Raw genomic sequence first — 22,486 nt, 5'->3', positions numbered from 1 at the left:
CGCGCTGGTGACAGCCACATCGAATCGGGAATCGGAGACACTGGTACTGCTCAGCGGCATGCTCGGCGACGAACGACTATGGGCCGACGTCCTGCTCGAGCTCGGCACGGGCCAACCCACACTGTGCGTGCGCACAGACTCCAGCGACTCCGTCAGCGGAATCGCCGAGGCAATCCTGGCCGCAGCGCCGGAACGCTTCTCGATAGCCGGGCATTCGTTCGGTGGCATCGTCGCGTTGGAGCTGTGGCGGCAGGCACCGAAACGGATTTCGAGACTGGCCACCATCAGCTCCAGCGCCGCGCCGGCGACGAGCGCACAGCGCGCCGCCTGGGACTCGTTGAGGCAAGAGGTGCAACGCACCGGCTTCGCCGACGCGGCATCCGCCTTCGCCCTCTCCACCCTCACCCCGACGCGGCGCACATCCCATCTCATCGACACCGTGACCGCCATGGCGGGGGCCATAGGTAAATCGGGTCTGCTCAACCAACTCGCCGCCCAAGCAAGCAGGCCAGACAGCCGCCCGACGCTGCCGTCCATCAACGTGCCCACACTCGTGGTCGTCGGGGCCGACGACCACATTTGTCCCCCGCACGTTCAACACGACCTGGCCGGCGACATCCCGGGAGCCAAGGCGATGACCGTCCCCGACGCTGGCCACATGGTCCCCCTTGAAGCCCCCGCTGCGGTGGCGAACGCCCTACGCGCGTGGCTGGGACTCGCGTTGCCGACAGCGTCATCCGGTGAGCCGCTCTTCACGGACGGCCCTTCTAAAGTTCGAGCATCCCGTGGTTGAGACCCGTGCGGCTACGGAACTCCCGGAACGAGCCGCAGTGGTGGTCGTCGGCGCAGGCCTGATGGGCGCGGCCGCGGCATGGCAGCTGGCTGCTCGCGGCCTCCAGGTCGTCGTCCTCGAACAGTTCGAACCAGCCACTGAGTACGGCAGTTCGCACGGGTCTGCCCGCATCGTCAGGCGCGCCTACCCGCAAGCCGACTACGTGGACCTCACAGGAGAAGCATTCGAACTCTGGCGAGAACTCGAGGTGGAGTCCGGACAGGTTCTGGTCCGGCTCTCGGGAGCCGTGGACCACGGCCAAGGTCGCGACGTAACCGGCATCGCTCAGGTCCTGGCAAGAGCTGGCGTCAGCCACGAGCTGCTCAGCGCTCAGGACGCCGAGCAGCGGTTCGAGGGCATGCGCTTCTCGGGGCCGGTGCTGCACCACGAACAGGCCGGCACGCTCGACGCTGCTGGTGCAGTGTCCGCGTTTCTGAGGGTGGCCGCGCATCGTGGGTGCCAGGTGTACACGGGAACCACCGTCGAGGGCATCGACCCGGGTGACAACGGTGCCGTTGTGCGGACCAGCCGCGGGAACGTGCGCGCGCGCCACGTGGTGGTGGCAGCCGGCGCCTGGTGCGCGGGACTCGTCGGCGGCCTCGTCCAGCTGCCGCCGCTCGCCGTGACCGAGCATCGGGTTTTCCACTTCCCGCGCGTCGACGAGGCCGTCACTTGGCCGGTCGCCATTCATCGTGACGCACTCGACATCTATCACCTGCCCGGTGGTCGCGACGGCGGCCCCGGGGGTGCTCGCAAACTCGCGCAGCATGTGGGCCGACCCAGCGACCCACGAAACCGCGACCCACGAATCGACATTGTGGCGCGCGAGCAGGCAGTGCGCTACGTCCGGGAGTGGCTGCCCGGGCTCGTCCCGACCCCGTTCGGCGAGACGACGTGCCTCTATACGACCACCCCCAGCGAGGACTTCGTCATTGACCGGGTGGGACCCCTCGTCGTGGCATCGGCCTGCTCGGGGCACGGCGCCAAGTTGGCCCCGGTGGTGGGCCGGCTGGTCGCAGACCACGTCACTCTCAGCACCCCTCCTCATCCACGGTTCGCGTTGGTCGCACATCGGAGTGGGTGATGCGGGTTCCTGCGGCCAAGGCATCGGCGCCCGCGGTCGCCGTCCTGTCTTTGGGTGGCACCATCGCCTGCGTGGCAGCACCCGGTGGCGGTGTGCACACGGCCGAGGATCCCTTAGTGATGCGCGCGGTCGTTGAGCAGGCGCTGGGCTCGTTACCCGGCGGACCTGTGGTCCAAACGTTCCCCGTCGCAGGGGGATCATCCGCCGACATCACCATGGACGCTATGGCGGATCTAGTTGCCTATGCGGAGCGGGCGGTGCAGGACGGTTCGTCAGGCATCGTCGTCGCCACTGGTACGGACAGCTTGGAAGAGGTTGCCTTCACTCTGGACCTGCTCTGGTCTCATCGCGTCCCGCTCGTCGTCACGGGGGCCATGCGAAACCCCACACTGCCCAGCGCCGACGGCCCGGGCAACGTCCGTGACTCGGTGCTCGTCGCCACCAGTGAAATCGCCCACCACACGGGCGCGCTGGTGGCCATGGGCGGGGAGGTCCACCAAGCTTGGCAGGTCCAGAAGGCCCACACCGGCCTCACCTCGGCCTTCAGGTCCGCCCATACCGGCCCTGTGGGTCAGGTCCAGGAGGACACCTTCCGAATGCTCACTCCGGGAGTCATCGACCGGCCGGTCATCGGGACCGGGCGGCGCAGCACTCAGGACGCTGTCGCCATCGTGCGGGTGGCGATGGGCGACGACGGCCGACTCCTGCGCGAACTGCCTCGACTTGGTTTTGGGGGCGTGGTGATCGAGGTGATGGGAGGCGGATCGGTCCCAGCCACCTGGGCGGGGCACCTCGAATGTCTATCCGGCGAGCTACCTGTCGTCTACAGCCCCCGTACCGGCTCGGGTCCCACATTGCACAGTACATATGCTGGTAAAGGCTCGGAACGCCACCTGCAAGAGATCGGCCTCACCCCGGCCGGGTTCCTGCCAGCCCTCAAGGGCCGCTTGCTCCTTCAGATGTTGTTACGGCGTGGATCCACACGCCCTCAGATCGACGCAGCGTTCGACCTCTTTCGTGAACCTCGTCATAGTGGACTGCGCCCTCGCTTCTAGTCTCGCGCGTCTAAATCTGGTTGTCGGGCGGCGTGAGCCAGGGACCTTTCGGCGGTTTTGGCCTAGGAGAATGGGTGGCAGCAGTCGTTCCAGCCGTCCATAGATCTGGTGATCGCAGCGACGAGCTGATTGACGGTGTCGAACGATCCGCGCCGGTTGTCCTGGCGGGTGACGACCCCGAACAACACCTCGACCAGGTTCAACTGCGAATCAACTAGGACAAACGCGCACTCACCGCAGTTGCCGTGGCAGCAGCCGCAACCGGGGCGACCATCGCCGGCTTGGATTCATGGGAGCCGTGCGCAGTCTGCTCCTCGGGACAGCGCTTGCCGCGCTGACTAATCCCGCTATGGGACCACTGTCCTTCGTCCCGCCCGTCCTGGGCGCGCTGCTATGCGCCGCCCTTCGCGAAGACCGGGGCCTGGTGGGCGATCACCTGCCAACCTGGGACCATGCTCTCGTTCTTCCTCGTCCTAGCCTTGGCCATCGCGGCCCTGCAACTCGGAGCCATCCGGCACCCCTGACGACAGGCTCCCCGGCTGCCGCTCCAGATGGGGCCAGTCAAGCCGGGCGGGTTCCAGTCAGCGTCGCAACACAGGGGCTGGCGGGCGCGCTGGAGTGAGTCGCGGTCGCCGGGCCCTACGAAAGTGATCCCGGATCCGCTCAGCCAAGACGCGAGCCAGCTTGGACACTCGCCAATGCTCGTCCACGCCATCTGCGCGATGTAGGGGGCGCTGTCACTGTCGCGTAGTGGTCACCAAGCAGTTGAGCCACTCGGACGGACTCCGTCAGGGTTGCGGCCTGCCGGATCGTGAGTTCATGTATAGGGAACGGTAAGTCGTCTCGGCGCCCGTTGATTGCCTCGACCACGAGAGTCGTCCCGGCGGTCAGAACTTGATCGCTCAACGGCATGGTGCGCATCCAAGGGGCTAGTCGCTCGGCCCGACCGTCGTCTGCTTTCGTCGTGGTTCGAAACCTACGCCGCAGCGCTCAGGGCACATGCGGCTGAGTCCACGCGGGTACTCAACGGGCGCTCGGGAGGTAGCGATGACGGAAGGCAACCTCTCGCCCCAAGGCCGACTCGGTTGAGACGGTGACCCTCATTGGGTGGTCTCGAGCGAAGCGCGCGACGTTAGCTGACCCCAGTGCTTCGTTGGGAGGGACCCATATTTCCCTTCCATCATTACTTGCGCGCCTACTACTCGGGGCCCGCGGCGACGAGGAGATCACCTTTGTCTCAGCCGCTGTGTCTTCGTCGGCACCTGTTGGCTTGTCGACGGCGACACAGCACCTGCATAGGGCCGCCGCTCATGCACGCGAACACGCCTGGTGTTTGGAGTCGGACGTGAAACGTATTGGGAAGCAATCGAATCGAGCAGTCGCGCACATTCGCGCGGGGGCGACGCCGGGTCGGGGTGGCGAATGAGTGTGATCCGGGTCGGCTCGGCTGCTTAGGGCAGGCGACCCAGCCTTTTGCGCTCGGCGAGGGTGTCTGGCGCTGGGGCTATCTGTGGTCTGGCATCTTGCTGATCCGGTTGGCGATGACGAACGCCATGATGTTGTCGAGTTCGATGGTGAGGTCGGGGGTTTGACCTTTGAGGCATGTGGGGCAACGGAGGGGCCAGCGCCGACCATCGCCTGAGCCAAGGGGAAGGAAGCCGGTTCCGTGGCATTGGGGGCAGGTGGTGTAGCCGTCGATGGTCACGATGGCGTGGAGGACGCTGAGCAGGGGGCGCCAGGTGTCGGCAGTGTTGTTGTTCAGTGCTTGTCGGGCGGTGGTGACGAGCTGGGCGAGCTGACTGTCGTTACGTGCGTGTGCGATGGTGGTTGCGCGTCGATGAAGAGCGCGGAGTTCTCGCACGATGTCCTGCTGTTGACGTTGCAGTGGAACCAGGGCCGCGCCGAGAGCTCGACCGCTCAGGCCTTCGGCTCGCAGAGCCGACGAGTCGGAAGTGATTTGTTGGTCGAGGTCCAGGAGTTGGGCTTCGAGCGCGTCCGCCTTATCTTTTGGTTGGGCTGGACCCAGCAGGTAGCGGTTGGCTGCTTGTTCGAGCACCTCCGGTGTCGCAAGTACCTGTCTGAGGTGTTGCAGGACGGCATCGTCGACGACGTCGACGGGGACGTTGAGGCAGGACCCGTGCCGGTGGGGATCAGCGGTCGGGAGGTAGTGCTCCCGACAGGAGTAGGTAGGACGTTGGGTTCCCGCTGTTCGCCCCATGGCCCCGCGCCCGCACGGCATCCGAAGAACACCAGACAGCAGGTAGGGACCGCGGGACTGCTGTTGCGGACCTGTACGGCCTTGCTGCCAGGCTGACCATTGCGCCGACTCCGCCGGGGTGAGGATCGCTGGGATCGCAACGGAGATGCCATCGAAGACCCAGGTTCCGGAGGCCGCTCGAAGGGGCGGCTGTCTGAGGGCCCAGCGACGCAGAGAGGCAGCGGACCAGGAAGACGCACGCGCGGGCGCCATCCCCGCCGCATTCAGCTCTGCCGCAACGGCCGTCGCACTAGAGCCGTCAACGATCAGTCGTTGGAAGATGGTCCGGATGATCTGCGCTTGCGCGTCGTCTGTGACCAAGCGCTTGCCTCGCTGGGATGGTGCTGACACGACCCGGTACCCGAACGGTGGCGTTGACGAAACGAATCGGCCTTCATTCTGGGCGGCAGCGCGGCGGCCCTGCTGTGTGCGTTCCGAGATGCGGCGCCGTTCCCACCCCCCGATGACACCCAACACGCCAGACGTCAGATCGCCGGCGGGAGTGGAGGTGTCCAGGCCTTCATCGATCAGGACGACATGACACCCGTGCTCACGCAGCTTCTCTACAAGATTGAGCAGGCCGACCGCCGACCGGGAGATCCGGTCGATCTTGGTTGCCATGACGGCATCCACACCCCCGGCCACCACTCTCGCCAGGAGCCGGTCAAGGCCCGGTCGCGAGTCCAGCACCCCCGAGACACCGGCATCATCAAAGTGCTCCACCAGCACCGCGGCTCGAGCGGTCACAGCTGCAGCCAGGCGGCGCCGCTGGTCGGGCAACGATGTGCCGGTCTCGACCTGCTCGGCTGTCGAGACCCTCGCGTAGGTCACGACCCGCACTTGGCGGCTCACGAGGCTCTGCGGCTCACCTTCGGCGACAGAACCCGCTGCTCGGAAGGCACCAGGGCTTCGATCACGCGGGTGAGGACTTTGGGATCGACCTGATCCCGAAACATCACCCGAACCCGCACCCCGCCAACGGGGGGAAGACGCCTTTGCCATTCGCTCATACCCTCCAAAGACCGGCAAGGACCTGTTGGCGGTCAACCCGCAACAGGCCGGGATAACCCTCGCAACGGACAAGTAGGCAACCAACAGGGAGCGCTCGCGGCGTGCGCCTTCGCCGCTGTGCTCATGCTCGTCGTCAAGTCGGGTCCGGTGAAGTCGGCGCTTGCCGGCGTGATCACCGCAGCCCTCGGCACGGGGAAGTGACCCGAGGCCGACGCGCAGAGACCGGCATGGTCACGGCGGAGATCGCCGTGGCCCTGCCGGCCCTCGTCCTCGTCCTCACTCTGGGGCTGGGTGCCGTCGCCGTGGTGACCGACCAGCTCAGGTGCGTCGACGCCGCGCGGGTCGGGGCCCGGCTGCTGGCCCGAGGGGAGCCGGTCGAGCAGGTGCGCAGCGAGGTGGCTCGTCAGGCGCCGGACGGGGCGGACATCGGGTTCGAGGTCGGCCCCGACTCGGTCAGGGTCGACGTGAGCGCCCAGCCTCCGCCGTTGCTCCGAGCCGTCGGTGTCAGTGCGCGCCCTCGGGGAGTGGCCCATGCCGTGCCGGAGGCAGCCCCATGAGTCACAGGCGCCATCGCGGCCGTCGGTTCGCACGCCACGGTGGTGAGCGGGGGTCGGGGACGGTGCTCGTGGTCGCCGCCATAGGAGTGCTGCTCGTCCTCGTCGTCGCCGCGCTGCATCTGGGTGCGGCTGCCACAGCGGCTCACCGCGCGAGGACGGCCGCCGACCTCGCGGCCCTCGCCGGGGCAACCACGCTGCAGGAGGGCGACGCACCACCGTGTGCCCGGGCGGCGCAGGTCGCCGGGCGCAACCAGGCCCGGCTGGTCGCGTGCGCACTGGTCGGGGAGTCGGTGTCCGTCAGCGTCTCGACGGCCGTGGCCACCCGCTGGCCAGGCGTTCCCGACCGAGCGCTCGCCTCGGCCCGTGCCGGTCCGGCTCCGACCGCCCTCCCGTGAGGCGCGACCGCGCCGAGGCGCTGCGGGTCCGCGGGTCGGCGAGGCAGCGGGTCCGGCCGCTCACGGGCAGCAAGGCGCACGACCCCAAGACGAGGAACGCCCGGTCCGGCATCACGATCCGATGCCGAGCCGGGCGAACGTCCCCGAGGAGGCGAGGTCAGGTGCGGGGGTTGTTGCGCGGATCCACGTTGCCGCCGCCGTCACGAGGGTTGTTGCGGGGGTCCACGGTGCCGCCGTCACGCACGTTGTCGGCGCCCCGGGCATGGCGCGGATCCACGGTGCCGGCATACCGGGAGTCCGCGCCGCGGCCCTGAGCCTGGGCCTCCGCGACCTCCGCGCGACGACGGGCCTCCTCGGTGGAGAGGTGCTGCTCCTCGACGCGCTGGTCGCCGTCGCGGCGCAGGGCAGTGGTCTCCGCCTCGTGGCGGCGACGCTCGTCGGCGAGGTGACGCTCACGCTGGGCGAACTCCTCCTGCATCCTGCGCTCGTTCTCGACGCGGTTCTGCTCGGCGCGCGCCGCCTCTTCCTTGGCGGCACGACGTCGGCGCGACCCGCGCTTGAAGCCGTGGCGCATCAGCACCCAGCCGAGCCAGAACACGCTGATGACCGCGGCACCGGTGATGAGGAGCGCCAGCGGCGGCAGGCTGATGGTTCCGTTCAGCAGGTCGATGTCGACACCGTCGGTGAGCTGCGACGTGCCTTCGAACAGCAGGATCCCTGCGGCGATGGCGATGAGAACGAGGATGAGTCCAAGGATGATCACGTCTGCGAGGCTAGCGCCCTTTGGAGACGTTGTGCCTGTTCAGGACCCCGAGTCCTGACGGCGGCCTGCGGCAGGGTGTCAGGCCGGGCGGGACATCAGCACGAGGTCGAGCAGCCGGATCGCCCTGGCCTTGTCGAGCGGCTCGTTGCCGTTGCCGCACTTCGGCGACTGCACGCAGGCGGGGCACCCGCGCTCACACCGGCAACGCGCGACCGCATCGCGGGTCGCCTCCACCCACTCGCCGAAGGCCGTGTGGGCGCGCTCGGCGAAGCCCGCCCCGCCCGGGTAGCCGTCATAGATGAGAATCGTCGGCAGCCCGGTGTCGGGATGCATGTCGGTCGAGACGCCACCGACGTCCCATCGGTCCGAGGTCGCCACGAGCGGCAGCATGCCGATCGCCGCGTGCTCGGCGGCGTGCGCGGCACCGGGCACCTGCGCCTCCTCGATCCCGGCCTCCTCGAGCAGGTCGAGCGGCATCGTCCACCACACACCCCGCGTGACGAGGGAGCGCTCGGGCAGCTCGAGCGGATGGGTGCCGAGCACCTCCCCCGAGGGCAGCCGGCGCAGGAACGACGTCACCTGCGTCGTCACCCGAACCGAGCCGAAGCAGACGTCGATCTCGCCCCACCTGTTCGTGCGCTGCGCCCCGATGATCGAGAAGGAGCTCTGCGACTGCGAGGAGGTGCTCCACCCCGGGTCGCCGCGCACGACGGTCGCGGTGGCCCCCGGCAGGTCGAGGTCGGTCACGACGAACGTGTCGCCCTGGTGCACGTGCACCGCCCCGGTGTGGACCTGGGAGTGCGCCGACGCCTCGTCGATGGTGCCGAGGACCCGCCCGCTGCGCCGCTCGACGATGGAGACGACCTCGGTGGTGCCGCGCAGGTTGACGTGGTCACCCGGCCGGTCGGCGCGCGCCCAGAACCATCCGGTCGGCCGTCGCCGCAGGATCCCGCGCTGGACGAGCAGGTCGACCACGCCCCGCGCCCCGGTCCCGAACATCGGCAGGTCGGCCTCGGTCAACGGCAGCTCGTGCGCCGCCGCAGCCAGGTGCGGCGCCAGCACGTGCGGGTTCGCGGGGTCCATCACGGTGGACTCGATCGGCGCACCGAAGATCGCCTCCGGGTGCTCGAGCAGATAGGTGTCGAGCGGGTCGTCGGCAGCGATGAGCACCGCGAGCGACTCACGCCCCGACCGGCCGGCGCGTCCTGCCTGCTGCCACAGGTTGGCGCGGCGCCCCGGCCACCCGGCCATGAGCACCGCGTCGAGGCCACTGATGTCGATGCCCAGCTCCAGCGCGTTGGTCGCCGCGAGACCCCGCAGCTCGCCGTCGCGCAGGGCGCGCTCGAGCTCGCGCCGCTCCTGCGGAAGATAACCCCCTCGGTATGCCGCGATGCTCGCCTCCGCGGTCCCGCTCACCTGCCCGAGGCGTCGCCTTGCCGATGCGGCCAACGCCTCGACCCCGGCCCGGCTCCGGGCGAACGCCAGGGTCTGGACGTCCGCCGCGACGAGGTCGGCGAGCAGCTCGGCCGCCTCGCTCGTCGCCGACCGCCGAGTCTCGTCGATCGTCGGCGGCTCCCACAGGGCGAAGGTGAGCGCCTCGCGAGGTGAGCCGTCGACCTCGACGGGACTGACCGGCATACCCACCAGGGAGCTGGCGTGGGACGCCGGGTGGCTCACGGTCGCGGAGGCGAGCACGAACGTCGGGGTCGAGCGGTAGCGAGTGCACACCCGCCGCAGCCGGCGCAGGACCGACGACACGTGCGACCCGAAGACGCCGCGATAGATGTGGCACTCGTCGATGACGACGTAGCTCAGCGACCGGAGGAACGGTGACCAGTTCCTGTGCCCCGGCAGCAGCGAGTGGTGGAGGAGGTCCGGGTTGGTGAGGACGATGTTGGCGTGCTCACGGATCCAGCGGCGCTCGTCGGCCGGGGTGTCGCCGTCATAGGTGGCCGCCCGGACGCCCGGGATCGCGAGGGCCTCGATGCGGGCGAGCTGGTCCGCGGCCAGGGCCTTGGTCGGCGCGACGTAGAGCACGGTCGCGCCCCGACCGGTCGGCGCAGCGAGCCCGTCGAGCACGGCGGTGAGGGCCGGGACGAGATAGCCCAGGCTCTTGCCGGAGGCGGTGCCCGTCGAGAGGACGACGTGCGAACCGTCGTGGGCGAGGTCCATGGCCTCACGCTGGTGGGACCACGGGGCAGCGATGCCGCTGCCGGTGAGGCTGGCGAGCACGGGTGGGGCGACCCAGGTCGGCCACTGCGCCAGCCGGGCGGGCCGGGCCGGCAACCGCTCGACGTGACGCAGCCGAGCGCCGCGATCCCCGGCTGCGAGAGCAGCAAGAATCGCGGTCGGCTCGGCAGATGGCGACACAGCGGCTACCGTAATGCGGTGCACTGACAGACCCTCGGCCCGCACGCCGGGGGCGTCGTCGCACAGAAGGGTCCGCGACGCGGACGTGAAGCGAAGAAGGAGCCGGCTGCAGTGAAGTTGACCGTGGCGACCACGGAACGGGAAGGCGTCACCATCGTGACCGTCTCCGGTGAGGTCGACGTCTACACCGCACCCCAGCTGCGATCCGCGCTCGAGGAGCGCATCGCCGCGGGGCACACCGCCCTCATCGTCGACCTCCAGGACGTCGGGTTCCTCGACTCGACCGGACTCGGTGTCCTCGTCGGCAGGCTCAAGGCGGTTCGCAAGCTCGACGGCTGGCTCCGGGTCGTCTGCACCAACGACCGCATCATCCGCATCTTCGGCATCACCGGCCTCGACAAGGTCATCCCCATCCACGACACGGTCGACGCGGCCCTGGGGGCCGACCCGCACGACTTCGCCGAGCCCGAGGTCTCGGCCTGAGCCAGGCGGGGGTTCCGCCCGAGCGAGCCGAGGTTCGGCCCGAGCGAGGTCGCAGACCCGCCCCACAGGCGTGAGAGCAGTCACACCGGACCACCGAGAGTTCCTGTGACCTGAGTCACCGGGTAAGGTCCACCCCGCGTCTGCCCGCGGTCCAACGATCGCGCGGCACGTCAAAACGGCTGATGACGCACACCCGTCAAGGAGGATGGAATGGCTGCACTCGCGCTCGCACCGGCCGAGGCGACGTCCACGCTGGAGCTCACTGGATCGAACGTCACACTCGTCGTCGGGGTCGCGGTCATCGCCGTGATCGCCCTCGTCATGGGCTTCGTCTTCCGGCAGCAGGTCCTGCGCGCGGACACAGGAACCGACAAGATGCGCGAGATCGGCGCCGCTGTCGAGGAGGGGGCCCAGGCCTTCCTCGCCCGGCAGTTCAAGACGCTGAGCATCTTCGTCGTGCTCGTGTTCGGTCTGCTCCTCCTGCTCCCCGCTCCTGACTGGAACGTCAAGCTGGGCCGCTCCGGCTTCTTCATCGTGGGTGCGGTCTTCTCCGCCGCCATCGGCTACTTCGGCATGAAGCTCGCGACCAAGGCCAACGTCCGCGTCGCCGCCGCCTCGCGCGGTGAGAACGGTCGCGACGAGGGCATGCGCATCGCCTTCCGCACCGGTGGCACCGTCGGCATGGCGACCGTGGGCCTCGGCCTGCTCGGCGCCTCCGTCGTCGTCCTCCTCTACAAGGCCGAGGCGCCCAAGGTGCTCGAGGGCTTCGGCTTCGGCGCAGCTCTCCTCGCCATGTTCATGCGCGTCGGCGGTGGCATCTTCACCAAGGCCGCCGACGTCGGCGCCGACCTCGTCGGCAAGGTCGAGGCCGGCATTCCCGAGGATGACCCCCGCAACGCGGCCACCATCGCCGACAACGTGGGCGACAACGTCGGTGACTGCGCCGGCATGGCGGCAGACCTCTTCGAGTCGTATGCCGTGATGCTCGTTGCCGCTCTCATCCTCGGTTCCGTCGCCTTCGGGGACTACGGCCTGGTCTTCCCGCTGCTCGTCCCGGCGATCGGCGCGATCACCGCGCTCATCGGTGTCTTCATCACCAAGGCACGTGGCAGCCAGAGCGCGCTCGACGCGATCAACCAGGGCTTCTACGTCTCGGCCGCCATCGCCGCGGTGCTGTCCTCGATCGTCGCGTGGTTCTACCTGCCGCACACGTTCGCCGAGCTCTTCGAGGGCCGCGACCCGCAGACCCTCACCGAGACGCAGCAGGGCATCGCAGCGCTCGACAGCAACCCGGCACTCGTCGCGATCTACGCCGTGATCATCGGCATCGTCCTCGCCGCGGTCATCCTGTGGCTCACCGGCTACTTCACCGGCACCGACAAGCGCCCCACCAAGGACGTCGCGCGCACGTCGCTCACCGGTGCGGCCACGGTCGTCCTCTCCGGCATCGGCGTCGGGCTCGAGTCCGCCGTCTACACCGCCGCGATCATCGGTGCCGCCGTCTATGGCGCGTTCCTCCTCGGTGGCGGCTCGGTGGCCCTGTCGCTCTTCCTCATCGCGCTCGCGGGCTGTGGTCTGCTCACCACCGTCGGCGTCATCGTCGCCATGGACACCTTCGGGCCGGTCTCCGACAACGCGCAGGGCATCGCCGAGATGTCGGGCGACGTCGACGCGGAGGCGGCGCAGATCCTCACCGAGCTCGACGCGGTCGGCAACACGACCAAGGCCATCACCAAGGGCATCGCCATCGCGACGGCCGTGCTGGCCGCGACGGCCCTGTTCGGCTCCTACACCGATGCCTGGCAGACGGCGATCGGCGAGCTCGACACGTCGACGCTGTCCCAGGTCCAGATCACCGAGGGCAACGAGTTCATCCAGAACGCCCAGGGCGTCATCACCAACCCGTCGACGCTCGTCGGCCTGCTCCTCGGTGCAGCCGTGGTGTTCCTCTTCTCGGGCCTGGCGATCAACGCCGTGACCCGCGCCGCCGGCGCCATCGTCTTCGAGGTGCGTCGCCAGTTCCGCGAGATCCCCGGGATCATGGAGGGCACGACCAAGCCCGAGTACGGCAAGGTCGTCGACATCTGCACCAAGGACTCGCTGCGCGAGCTCGCGACGCCCGGCCTGCTCGCCGCCCTCACGCCCGTCATCGTCGGGTTCGGTCTGGGCATCGGTGCCCTCGCCGGTTTCCTCGCCGGCGCCATCGGCACCGGTTGCCTCATGGCCGTCTTCCTCGCGAACTCGGGCGGCTCCTGGGACAACGCGAAGAAGATCGTCGAGGACGGCGTCCACGGCGGCAAGGGCTCGGCCGCCCACGAGGCCACCGTCATCGGTGACACCGTCGGTGACCCGTTCAAGGACACCGCCGGCCCGGCCATCAACCCCCTCCTCAAGGTCATGAACCTCGTCGCGGTGCTCATCGCCCCGGCCATCGTCATGCTCTCGGTCGGCGAGGACGCCAGCAAGCCGATCCGCTACGGCATCGCTGCCGTCGGGCTCGTCATCGTCGTCACGGCCGTCGCGATCTCCAAGCGTCGCGACCTGGCCATCGGTGGCGACGACGAGGGTGACCCCGTGGTCGACCGCGACGCCGAGGCGCCGGACTCCGGTGCCGTCACCGCTCCCGGTGAGGCCGTCGAGGAGTCGATCGAGACGCGCGACAACCCCGACCACGTCGAGGTTCCGGCCCAGCGCTAGGGCGAGCCCACGGCATACGCCGAGCGAGCCACAAATTGGTGAGCCGACCACCCACGGGTGGTCGGCTCACCCATTTCTGCATCGCTCGAGGGACCTGTGGATGACGCCCCTGCCCACGCCATGATTTCTGCCACCCTCGAGCATGCCCGCGCCCCGTCCCCGCCTCCTCACGCCCGGCCTGCTGCGCCCCACAGCCGACCTCCGCAGACTGGGCGAAGCTCCTGCCGATCGCGACGCCGACGGCCGGCCGAAGTGGGTGCGGGTCCGCCACGGCGTCGTCGTCAGGACCAGCTTGTGGGCCGACCTGACTCCAGAGCAGCGCCACGCTGCCTTCGTCCAGGCGACCGCCATGCAGATGAGGAGCGCGGGCCTGCTCGTCTTCTCGCACACTTCGGCCGCCGCGATCTGGGGGTTGCCGCGGATCACGCCCTGGCCGAGGTGCGTGTCCGTCACGTCCAGTCGCCCGACGGTGCGGTCATCGGGTCTGGTGCACCGGCACATCGGTGATGTCGGCGCCTGCGTCGCAGTGGACGACCTCTCCCTGACGACGGTGGCGCGGACCGTCATCGACCTGGCGCGGACCGAGGACCTGCCCGACGCTGTGGCCGCAGCGGACCATGCGCTTCACCGCGGCATGTGCACGCGCGAGGACCTGTCGGCGGAGCTCGCTCTCGTCCCAGCCGGGGCCCGAGGGCGGGCAGGCGCTTCGCTGGTCGTCGACTTCGCGGAGGCCGGTGCGATGTCGGTCGGTGAGTCGATGTCGCGGGTGCAGATGTTTCGGCTCAACATCCCCCGGCCCCAGCTTCAGGTGAAGGTCGAGGACGGAGACGGCCTGGTGGGGTTCTGCGACTTCGGTTGGGAGGACGTCATGGGTGAGTTCGACGGCCGCAAGAAGTACAAGGTGCCGGAGGGAGCCACACCTGAACAGGTCGCGGACGTGCTGTGGCGGGAGAAGCAGCGAGAGGACCGCATCAGGGCAACGGACCGCAGGATGGCGCGGTGGGTCTGGGCGGAGGCGGCGCGCCCCAGCCTCCTGCTCAAGGTCCTCGGCGCCCAGGGGATCCGGCCGGTCGCGCGCAACACGTGGTTCGACGCCGCCTGATGGCGGGCGGCGCTACCGAACCGGAACGGTGAGCGAGTCAGAAGTTGGCGAACCGACCAGCCATGGGTGGCTCGCTCGCCAACTTCTGCATCGCTCGTCGCCGGGGGACCGGCCGAGCGGCTCCAGAGGGAGCTGACGACTCGCTCGGGGTCTGCGCTCTAGGCTGGCGCCATGCGCTCCTCGCTCTTCGACCAGTCCAACCTCGAGCTCCAGTCCGAGCAGACCTTCGCCCTGCAGAACCCGCAGCTGCTGCGCGTCCACCTCGGCGGTGACGTCCTCGCCGTCAAGGGTGCGATGGTCGCCTACCAGGGCCAGATGCGCTTCGACCACGAGAAGGCCGGCAGTGTCGGCAAGCTCTTCAAGAAGGTCGTCACCGGCGAGGACATCAGCCTCATGCGCGTGTCCGGCGACGGCGAGGTGTTCTTCGCCAGCGAGGCGGGATTCGTCCACCTCATCGAGCTCACCGGCGACGGTCTGAGCATCAACGCCCGCAACCTCCTGGCGTTCGACAGCCAGATCGCCTGGGACATCAAGCGCGTCCAGGGCGCGGGGATGATGAGCGGCGGCCTCTTCAACACCACCCTCGAGGGGACGGGCACGGTCGCGATCCACTCGATGGGTCAACCGGTCATCCTCGACTGCTCGCAGCAGCCCACCTATGTCGACGTGCAGGCGTGTGTCGGCTGGTCGCTCGGCCTCACCCCGCAGGTCGTCTCGAGCATGAACATGCGCTCGATGCTGCGCGGGGGGAGCGGCGAGGCCTTCCAGTACGCCTTCCACGGCGCCGGGTTCGTCATCGTGCAGCCGAGCGAATGGGTCCCCCCGGCGACGACCGGCGGCGGTGGAGGCGGCGGCATGCTCGGTGGCCTCCTCGACGGCTGACCTCCCGTGACCCCTCGCACGCCTCGCCTCGACGAGGCCCTCATCGCGCGGCTCCGCGCCGACCTCACGACCGCGGACTTCACCGTCACCGGCGTCACGGACACGCTCGGCCCCTTGGCAAGTGGCGCCCTCGCACGTGAACAGCCGCTGTCCGCACGCCGCGTGGCCGGCGCCTCGACGGCGCCTGTCGCCACCCTGATCCGCCTCTTCACCCTCGGTGACCCCGTCGACGTGGCCGAGGTGGACCGGGCCCTGCCGACCCTGCGCGCGAGCGGCGCCGTGGCGCTCGGTCTCGTCGACGAGGAGGGTGACGGTGTCGTGGCCCGGATCGACGTGCGCCCGTATGCCGCGGACGACCGTCACTGGTGGATCGCCTCCGACCTCGCCGAGCTCGCCACCGGCTCGCCGGTCCGCGGCGACCACGTCCTCGGCATCGGTGGGGCGTCCACGACGTTGGCTGCCTGGACGGTCCGTCGCCCGGTGGGTCGCGCCCTCGACCTCGGGACCGGGAGCGGTGTCCAGGCGCTCCACCTCGGTGCACACGCAGAGTCGATCGTCGCCAGTGACCTCTCCGAACGCGCTCTGGCCTTCGCCCGGTTCAACGCCGCCCTCAACGAGTGCACGTGGGACCTGCGGTCCGGGTCGATGCTCGAACCCGTTGCCGGAGAGCGCTTCGAGCTCATCGTCAGCAACCCGCCCTTCGTCATCACTCCCCGCTCCGGTGAGGTGCCGCTCTTCGAGTACCGCGACGGCGGGGCGTCCGGTGACGCGATCGTCGCCGACCTCGTGCGCTCGGTGGGTGAGCACCTCGAGCCGGGCGGAGTCGCCCAGTTCCTCGGCAACTGGGAGGTCCCGCGCGGCTCGACGTGGACCGAGCGCGTCGGGTCCTGGCTCGAGGACGCCGGCGTCGACGCCTGGGTCGTCCAGCGCGAGGTCCAGGACCCGGCGGAGTACGCAGAGACCTGGTCCCGCGACGGCGGTCACCACCCTGGGACGGCGGACTTCGATGCGATGTATGCCGCGTGGCTCGACGACTTCGCGTCTCGCGACGTCGTGTCGATCGGCTTCGGGGTCATCACCCTCCACCGGCCGGCGATCGCGCGGGAGCCGTTCCTCGACCTCATGGACGCCCGGGGCCCCGTGCCCCCGGCCATGGGTGAGTCGGTCCGGGTCGGGCTGGAGGCGCGCACGTGGTTGGCGGAGCACACGGACGACGAGCTCCTCGACCGGGCGTGGAAGGCGCCTGCGGACGTCACCGAGGAGCGGCACACCAGGCCGGCCGCCTCCGACCCGTCGGTCATCGTGGCTCGCCAGGGTGGTGGCCTGGGACGGGTCATCACGCTCACGACGGTCACCGCGGCATACCTGTCGGTTGCCGACGGTGAGCTCACTCCCAGACAGGCGGTGGGCGCGATCGCCGGCATCCTCGAGCTCGACCCCGTCGAGACCGAGCGCGAGGTCGTCGCCTTCGTGCGTGACGCCGCCAAGGACGGGCTCCTCGTCGCCGAATCCGATTGACAGGAGCGCCCAGACGCAGCGCTCGCCGCGCCTATGTTGGTGGCATGAGCAACGACCACAGCACCCCAGGCAACGACAGCGACCACGACGACGAGGGCGGCACGGTCTCAGAGGGCGGCTCCGGCGCCCTCAACTCCGAGACCGCTCAGGGCGGAGCCGACAGCGTGCCCGACACTCCCGACGTCAACGACTCCGGTGTGGACGGCGCGCAGGACGTCAACGTCGCCGGCGAGCCGGACGGCACCATCTGACCGGGTCGAGCAATCCGGAACCGGATCGGCGACGAATCCCCCGCAGGGTCGCCCCTGGCCCTCCCTGCGAAAGTGAGTTGATCCGCAATGAAGCGCATTCTCATCGGCGCCGCCACCGGCGCCGTCGGACTCGGAGTCGGCCTCATGTTGGCCCCCCTTCCGGCTCAGGCCGGCCACAGCAACGCCCTGATCTCCGCCCACCTCAACGGTCGCGCAGAGGTCTCGGCCACCGCGAAGGGTGTCGTCGGTGACCCCAACGGGCGCGGCGAGGCCTACGTCTTCGGCATCGACGGGGACCCCACGACGCTCTGCTACATCCTCGAGGTGAGCAAGATCGCCGAGCTCGACCAGGCGCCGGGTGGCGCTCGCATGGCCCACATCCACAAGGGCGCCAAGGGCACCAACGGTCCGGTCGAGGTCAACCTCGCGTTCCCGCAGGGTGGCCAGGCCGCCGACTGCCTCACCGAGGGTGAGGCCGGCAAGGGTCTCGACCCGGGCGAGGTCCAGCAGATCCTCGCCAACCCGTCGGCGTACTACGTCAACGTGCACAACACCGAGTTCCCGGGCGGCGCGGTCCGCGGACAGCTCCACTCCGACGGCTGAGGCAGGCTCCTCCACTCCCAGCACGACACAGAGATGACGGATCGGCCCGGCCACGAGTGAGTGGCCGGGCCGATCTGTGCCCCGGACGAGGGCATCCGTGCAGGTCGGAAACCCAGTTGTGAGTGAGTGCTCACTCACTCATACTGGATGACGTGACACCTCGTGCCCCGGCCCTGAGCCCCGACGACCGTCGGGCGTCGATCATCGCCGCCACCCTCCCGCTCCTGCGGTCGAAGGGCGGCAGCGTGAGCACCAAGGAGATCGCCAAGGCCGCGGGCATCGCCGAGGGCACGATCTTCCGGGTGTTCGAGACCAAGGACGCGCTCATCGAGGCGGTCGTCCATGACGCCTTCGACAACTCGGCCCTCATCGGTGAGCTCGCCCAGGTCGACCCCTCACTCGCCATGCGCGAGCGCCTCGCCGCCGCGGTCGCGATCATGCAGGAGCACCTGCAGGGGATCTTCCAGCTCATGACGGTCCTGGCCTCCTCGGGCCAGCCGCTCCGGCCGCCCGCCGGGGGTGACGCCCACCGACGCCGCCACGAGGCCACCGCCGAGCTCGACGCGGCGTTCGTCGAGCTCCTGGGTGAGGACGCGGCCCTCATCCGAGTCCCCGCGACCACGTTCATCGGCTACCTGAGAATGCTCACCCTCTCGAGCGTTCACCCCATGCTCGACGGCGACTCCTCCACCCCGGAGCAGCTCGTCGACGTCCTCCTCGAGGGCGCCCTCGACCGTGCCGCCGCCCGAACCGCTCCCACCACGAAGAACCGGAGGAAGAAGTAGTGCTGCTCCGACTCATGCGTGACTACCTGCGCCCCTATCGCGGACCACTCGTCGTGCTCGTCCTGCTCCAGCTGGTCGGCACCATCGCCTCGCTCTACCTGCCCAGCCTCAACGGGCGCATCATCGACGAGGGCGTCGCCAAGGGGGACACGGGCTACATCATGTCGGCCGGCGGCTGGATGCTCGCCGTCTCGCTCATCCAGATCGCCGTGACGATCGCTGCCACCTACCTCGGTGCCCGCGTCGCGGCGGGGATGGGCCGCGACCTGCGCGCCGGCATCTTCGCCAGGGTGGGTGACTTCTCGGCCCAGGAGGTCTCGCGCTTCGGCGCGCCGACGCTGATCTCGCGCAACACCAACGACGTCACCCAGGTGCAGACGGTCGTCTTCATGGGCGCGGCGATGATGGTGTCGGCGCCGATCATGATGGTCGGCGGGATCGTCATGGCGCTGCGCGAGGACGTGGGCCTGTCGTGGCTCGTGGCCGTCGCCGTGCCGCTCCTCGCCCTGAGCGTCGCCCTCGTCATCCGCCGGATGATCCCCAACTTCCGCCTCATGCAGGAGTCGGTCGACTGGGTCAACCGGGTGCTGCGCGAGCAGATCACGGGCATCCGCGTCGTGCGGGCCTTCGTGCGGGAGGACCACGAGCGGGCCCGCTTCGCCGAGGCCAACACCCAGTACACCGGGACGGCGCTGGCGGTCGGACGGTTGATGGCCCTCGTCTTCCCGATCGTCATGGTCATCTTCAACGCGTCCACGGTCGCGGTGCTGTGGTTCGGTGCCCAGCGGGTCGACAACGGCCAGATGCAGATCGGCGAGCTGACGGCCTTCATGAGCTATCTCATGCAGATCCTCATGTCGGTGATGATGGCGACCTTCATGTCGATGATGATCCCTCGCGCCACGGTCTCGGCCGGACGCATCACCGAGGTCCTCGACACCGACTCCACCGTCGTCCAGCCGACCGCCCCCGTGGCGCTGCCCCCGGGCGGCACCTCGGTCGAGCTGCGAGACGTCGTCTTCGCCTATCCGGGCGCAGATGTGCCTGTCCTGCAGGGCGTTTCGCTCACCGCCGAGCCGGGGCGCACGACCGCGATCATCGGCAGCACCGGCTCCGGCAAGTCGACGCTGCTCTCCGTCATCCCGCGGCTCTACGACGTCACCGGCGGCGCCGTCCTCCTCGGCGGCGTCGACGTCCGTGAGGCGACGCTCGAGGACGTGTGGTCACGCATCGGGCTGGTGCCGCAGAAGCCCTACCTCTTCACCGGCACCGTCGCGTCCAACCTGCGCTACGGCGATGCCGACGCCACCGACGAGGAGCTCTGGGAGGCACTGCGGATCGCCCAGGCCGACGACTTCGTGAGAGCGATGCCGGACGGGCTGGAGTCGCCCATCGCGCAGGGTGGCACCAACGTCTCCGGTGGTCAGCGGCAGCGCCTGGCCATCGCCCGGGCCCTCGTCGCCAAGCCCGACGTCTACCTCTTCGACGACAGCTTCTCCGCCCTCGACCTGTCCACGGACGCACGGCTCCGGGCGGCACTCAAGCCGGTCACGCGGCATACGACGGTCATCGTCGTCGCACAGCGGGTCTCGACGATCATCGACGCCGACCACATCGTCGTCCTCGAGGACGGCGCCGTCGTGGGCGCGGGCAGCCATGACGAGCTGCTCGAGACGTGCCCGACCTACGTCGAGATCGTCGAGAGCCAGCGCAGCGCAGAGGAGGCGGCAGCATGAGCGCCGAAGGTGTGAAGACGGCTGAGGAGAAGGCTGCGGAAGCGCGTCGGGGCCCTGCGGGGACCGCGACCAACCGGCACGGCCCGATGTCCATCGGTGTCCCGACCGAGAAGTCCTCGAACTTCAAGCCGTCGGCCAAGCGGCTGCTCGGCCTGCTCCGGCCGGAGCGGCTGGCGCTCTACGGCGTGCTCGCCTTCGCCCTCGCCAGCGTCATCCTCAACGCCGTCGGCCCCAAGATCCTCGGCAGGGCGACCGACCTCATCTTCGCTGGGGTCATCGGCAAGGACCTGCCGAGCGAGGGCTCGGTCGAGCAGATCGCCGCTGCCCTCCGAGCAAGGGGTGAGGGCGCCAGGGCCGACCTCATCGAGGGCATGCCGCACCTCGTCCCGGGTGCAGGCATCGACTTCCGGGCGGTGGGGGAGGTCCTGCTCCTCGTCCTTGCGATCTATGTCGTCGCGAGCCTGCTGCAGTGGGCCAGCAGCTACATCCTCACCGGGGCCGTCAACCGGACGATCTTCAACCTGCGGCGTGACGTCGAGGACAAGCTCAACCGGCTGCCGCTGCCCTACTTCGACAACCAGCCGCGGGGTGAGCTGCTCAGTCGCGTCACCAACGACATCGACAACGTCGCCCAGAGCCTCCAGCAGACCCTGAGCCAGCTCCTCACCTCGCTGCTCACCGTCGTCGCGATGGTCGCGATGATGCTCTACATCTCGCCGCTGCTGGCCATCATCGCGCTGGTGACGATCCCCATCACAATGCTCGTCACGGCGGCCATCGGCAAGCGCTCGCAGAAGCACTTCGTGCAGCAGTGGAAGTCGACGGGCGAGCTCAACGGCATCGTCGAGGAGACGTTCACGGGTCACCAGCTCGTCAAGGTCTTCGGTCGCCAGGACGAGGTGCGCGCGGCGTTCCGCGAGAAGAACGACGACCTCTTCGACGCCGGCTTCGGCGCCCAGTTCGTCAGCGGCATCATCATGCCGACGATGATGTTCATCGGGAACCTCAACTACGTCGTCATCGCCGTGGTCGGTGGGCTCCGGGTGGCGAGCGGGTCGATGTCGCTCGGTGACGTGCAGGCCTTCATCCAGTACTCCCGCCAGTTCACCCAGCCGCTCACCCAGGTGGCGTCCATGGCCAACCTCATGCAGTCCGGAGTCGCCTCCGCCGAGCGGGTGTTCGACGTCCTGGACGCTCCGGAGCAGCAGGCCGAGAGCGCGGTCCCGACCGTCCTCGACGACCCGCACGGTCGCGTGGCCTTCGAGGACGTGTCCTTCTCCTACTCCCGCGAGACCCCCCTCATCGAGCACCTCGACCTCACCGTCGAGCCCGGCCAGACGGTCGCCATCGTCGGTCCCACCGGCGCAGGCAAGACGACCCTCGTCAACCTCATCATGCGGTTCTACGAGCTCGACTCGGGGCGCATCACCCTTGACGGCGTCGACATCACCGATCTGAGCCGGCACAACCTGCGCGGCGAGATCGGCATGGTCCTCCAGGACACGTGGCTCTTCGGTGGCACGATCCGCGACAACATCGCCTACGGCCGCCCGACGGCGTCCGAGGAGGAGGTCGTCGCGGCCGCGCAGGCGACCTACGTCGACCGCTTCGTGCACTCGCTGCCCGACGGCTACGACACGGTGCTCGACGCCGAGGCCGGCAACATCAGCGCGGGCGAGAAGCAGCTCATCACCATCGCCCGCGCCTTCCTGTCCGACCCGGCGCTGCTCATCCTCGACGAGGCCACCTCGTCCGTCGACACGCGGACCGAGCTCCTCGTGCAGCAGGCCATGGCGGCCCTGCGCCAGGACCGGACGAGCTTCGTCATCGCGCACCGGCTCTCGACGATCCGCGACGCCGACCTCATCCTCGTCATGGAGGACGGCCGGATCGTCGAGCAGGGTTCGCACGCGGACCTGCTCGCCAGTGGTGGTGCCTTCGCAGCCCTGTATGCCGCCCAGTTCCGGGCCGCTGTCGCCGAACCCGTGGACTGACCTCTCCTCCACCGGCCGCGTCCGCGCCCCTGGTCGAGGAGGCGACCAGAATGGTCGGCGCGCTCGCCGAGACGGAGCACTCATGCGGGAGTAGGTTTGTGCCGTTCGGGC

The 22,486-nt window shown here is 69.2% G+C and carries 19 protein-coding genes; 16 read left to right on the top strand and 3 right to left on the bottom strand.

Going from position 1 to position 22,486, the window contains the following annotated elements; genetic code table 11:
• Positions 1–7: 7 nt before the first annotated feature.
• The 3 genes from ACZZ98_RS05040 to ACZZ98_RS05030 are packed head-to-tail and all read left to right on the top strand — an operon-like array spanning position 8 to position 2,971.
• On the top strand, positions 8–793 hold the full coding sequence (locus ACZZ98_RS05040) for an alpha/beta fold hydrolase (protein WP_463515217.1): 786 nt from the start codon (positions 8–10) through the stop codon (positions 791–793).
• On the top strand, positions 786–1,916 hold the full coding sequence (locus ACZZ98_RS05035) for an FAD-dependent oxidoreductase (RefSeq protein ID WP_463515216.1): 1,131 nt from the start codon (positions 786–788) through the stop codon (positions 1,914–1,916). Before ACZZ98_RS05040 ends, ACZZ98_RS05035 begins: the two co-directional genes overlap by 8 nt.
• A complete protein-coding gene (locus ACZZ98_RS05030) occupies positions 1,916–2,971 on the top strand; it encodes an asparaginase domain-containing protein (RefSeq protein ID WP_463515215.1) in 1,056 nt (351 codons plus the stop codon). The genes ACZZ98_RS05035 and ACZZ98_RS05030 overlap by 1 nt, the downstream gene beginning before the upstream one ends.
• A 1,504-nt stretch (positions 2,972–4,475) precedes the next feature.
• Here the strand turns inward: ACZZ98_RS05030 and ACZZ98_RS05025 are convergent.
• Positions 4,476–6,059 carry a recombinase family protein gene (locus tag ACZZ98_RS05025; protein WP_463515214.1) on the bottom strand — a complete coding sequence of 528 codons (1,584 nt, stop codon included), beginning with the start codon at positions 6,057–6,059 and terminating at the stop codon, positions 4,476–4,478.
• Between the two features lie 123 nt (positions 6,060–6,182).
• On the opposite strand from ACZZ98_RS05025, the gene ACZZ98_RS05020 reads away from it, so the two are divergent.
• The 3 genes from ACZZ98_RS05020 to ACZZ98_RS05010 are packed head-to-tail and all read left to right on the top strand — an operon-like array spanning position 6,183 to position 7,191.
• Positions 6,183–6,440: a DUF4244 domain-containing protein gene (locus tag ACZZ98_RS05020; protein ID WP_463517724.1), complete on the top strand. Its 258-nt coding sequence runs from the start codon at positions 6,183–6,185 to the stop codon at positions 6,438–6,440.
• Positions 6,441–6,466: 26 nt separating this feature from the next.
• Positions 6,467–6,796 (top strand): TadE family type IV pilus minor pilin, encoded by a 330-nt coding sequence (locus tag ACZZ98_RS05015; protein ID WP_463515213.1) that lies wholly within the window; start codon positions 6,467–6,469, stop codon positions 6,794–6,796.
• Entirely contained in the window at positions 6,793–7,191 is a 399-nt protein-coding gene (locus ACZZ98_RS05010; protein WP_463515212.1) for an Rv3654c family TadE-like protein, read from the top strand. Before ACZZ98_RS05015 ends, ACZZ98_RS05010 begins: the two co-directional genes overlap by 4 nt.
• A 157-nt stretch (positions 7,192–7,348) precedes the next feature.
• Here ACZZ98_RS05010 and ACZZ98_RS05005 read toward each other — a convergent pair whose 3' ends face one another.
• On the bottom strand, positions 7,349–7,954 hold the full coding sequence (locus ACZZ98_RS05005; protein ID WP_463515211.1) for a hypothetical protein: 606 nt from the start codon (positions 7,952–7,954) through the stop codon (positions 7,349–7,351).
• A gap of 78 nt (positions 7,955–8,032) precedes the next feature.
• Positions 8,033–10,324, bottom strand: coding sequence for a DEAD/DEAH box helicase (locus ACZZ98_RS05000; RefSeq protein WP_463515210.1), 2,292 nt, complete (start codon positions 10,322–10,324; stop codon positions 8,033–8,035).
• Between the two features lie 111 nt (positions 10,325–10,435).
• On the opposite strand from ACZZ98_RS05000, the gene ACZZ98_RS04995 reads away from it, so the two are divergent.
• The 10 genes from ACZZ98_RS04995 to ACZZ98_RS04950 all read left to right on the top strand — a co-directional run bounded on the left by ACZZ98_RS04995 (position 10,436) and on the right by ACZZ98_RS04950 (position 22,375).
• Positions 10,436–10,807, top strand: a complete 372-nt coding sequence (locus tag ACZZ98_RS04995; protein ID WP_463515209.1) for an STAS domain-containing protein — start codon at positions 10,436–10,438, stop codon at positions 10,805–10,807.
• A gap of 210 nt (positions 10,808–11,017) precedes the next feature.
• Entirely contained in the window at positions 11,018–13,504 is a 2,487-nt protein-coding gene (locus ACZZ98_RS04990) for a sodium-translocating pyrophosphatase (RefSeq protein WP_463515208.1), read from the top strand.
• A gap of 142 nt (positions 13,505–13,646) precedes the next feature.
• Positions 13,647–14,606, top strand: a complete 960-nt coding sequence (locus tag ACZZ98_RS04985) for a hypothetical protein (protein ID WP_463515207.1) — start codon at positions 13,647–13,649, stop codon at positions 14,604–14,606.
• Positions 14,607–14,777: 171 nt separating this feature from the next.
• Positions 14,778–15,488, top strand: coding sequence for an AIM24 family protein (locus ACZZ98_RS04980; RefSeq protein ID WP_463515206.1), 711 nt, complete (start codon positions 14,778–14,780; stop codon positions 15,486–15,488).
• A gap of 6 nt (positions 15,489–15,494) precedes the next feature.
• Complete coding sequence (locus ACZZ98_RS04975) at positions 15,495–17,006, top strand: DUF7059 domain-containing protein (RefSeq protein WP_463515205.1); 1,512 nt, start codon at positions 15,495–15,497, stop codon at positions 17,004–17,006.
• 44 nt (positions 17,007–17,050) lie between these two features.
• Positions 17,051–17,257, top strand: coding sequence for a hypothetical protein (locus ACZZ98_RS04970; RefSeq protein WP_463515204.1), 207 nt, complete (start codon positions 17,051–17,053; stop codon positions 17,255–17,257).
• 87 nt (positions 17,258–17,344) lie between these two features.
• Positions 17,345–17,860: a CHRD domain-containing protein gene (locus ACZZ98_RS04965; protein ID WP_463515203.1), complete on the top strand. Its 516-nt coding sequence runs from the start codon at positions 17,345–17,347 to the stop codon at positions 17,858–17,860.
• Between the two features lie 152 nt (positions 17,861–18,012).
• Positions 18,013–18,645, top strand: coding sequence for a TetR/AcrR family transcriptional regulator (locus tag ACZZ98_RS04960; RefSeq protein WP_463515202.1), 633 nt, complete (start codon positions 18,013–18,015; stop codon positions 18,643–18,645).
• The gene (locus ACZZ98_RS04955; RefSeq protein WP_463515201.1) at positions 18,645–20,381 is read left to right on the top strand and encodes an ABC transporter ATP-binding protein; all 1,737 of its coding nucleotides are present in this window, start codon (positions 18,645–18,647) and stop codon (positions 20,379–20,381) included. Before ACZZ98_RS04960 ends, ACZZ98_RS04955 begins: the two co-directional genes overlap by 1 nt.
• Entirely contained in the window at positions 20,378–22,375 is a 1,998-nt protein-coding gene (locus ACZZ98_RS04950) for an ABC transporter ATP-binding protein (protein ID WP_463515200.1), read from the top strand. The genes ACZZ98_RS04955 and ACZZ98_RS04950 overlap by 4 nt, the downstream gene beginning before the upstream one ends.
• Positions 22,376–22,486 lie beyond the last annotated feature (111 nt).

This window comes from Knoellia sp. AC549, assembly GCF_979258975.1.
Note: the sequence above shows the minus strand (reverse complement) of the source record. Positions and strands in the feature narration are given on the sequence as shown.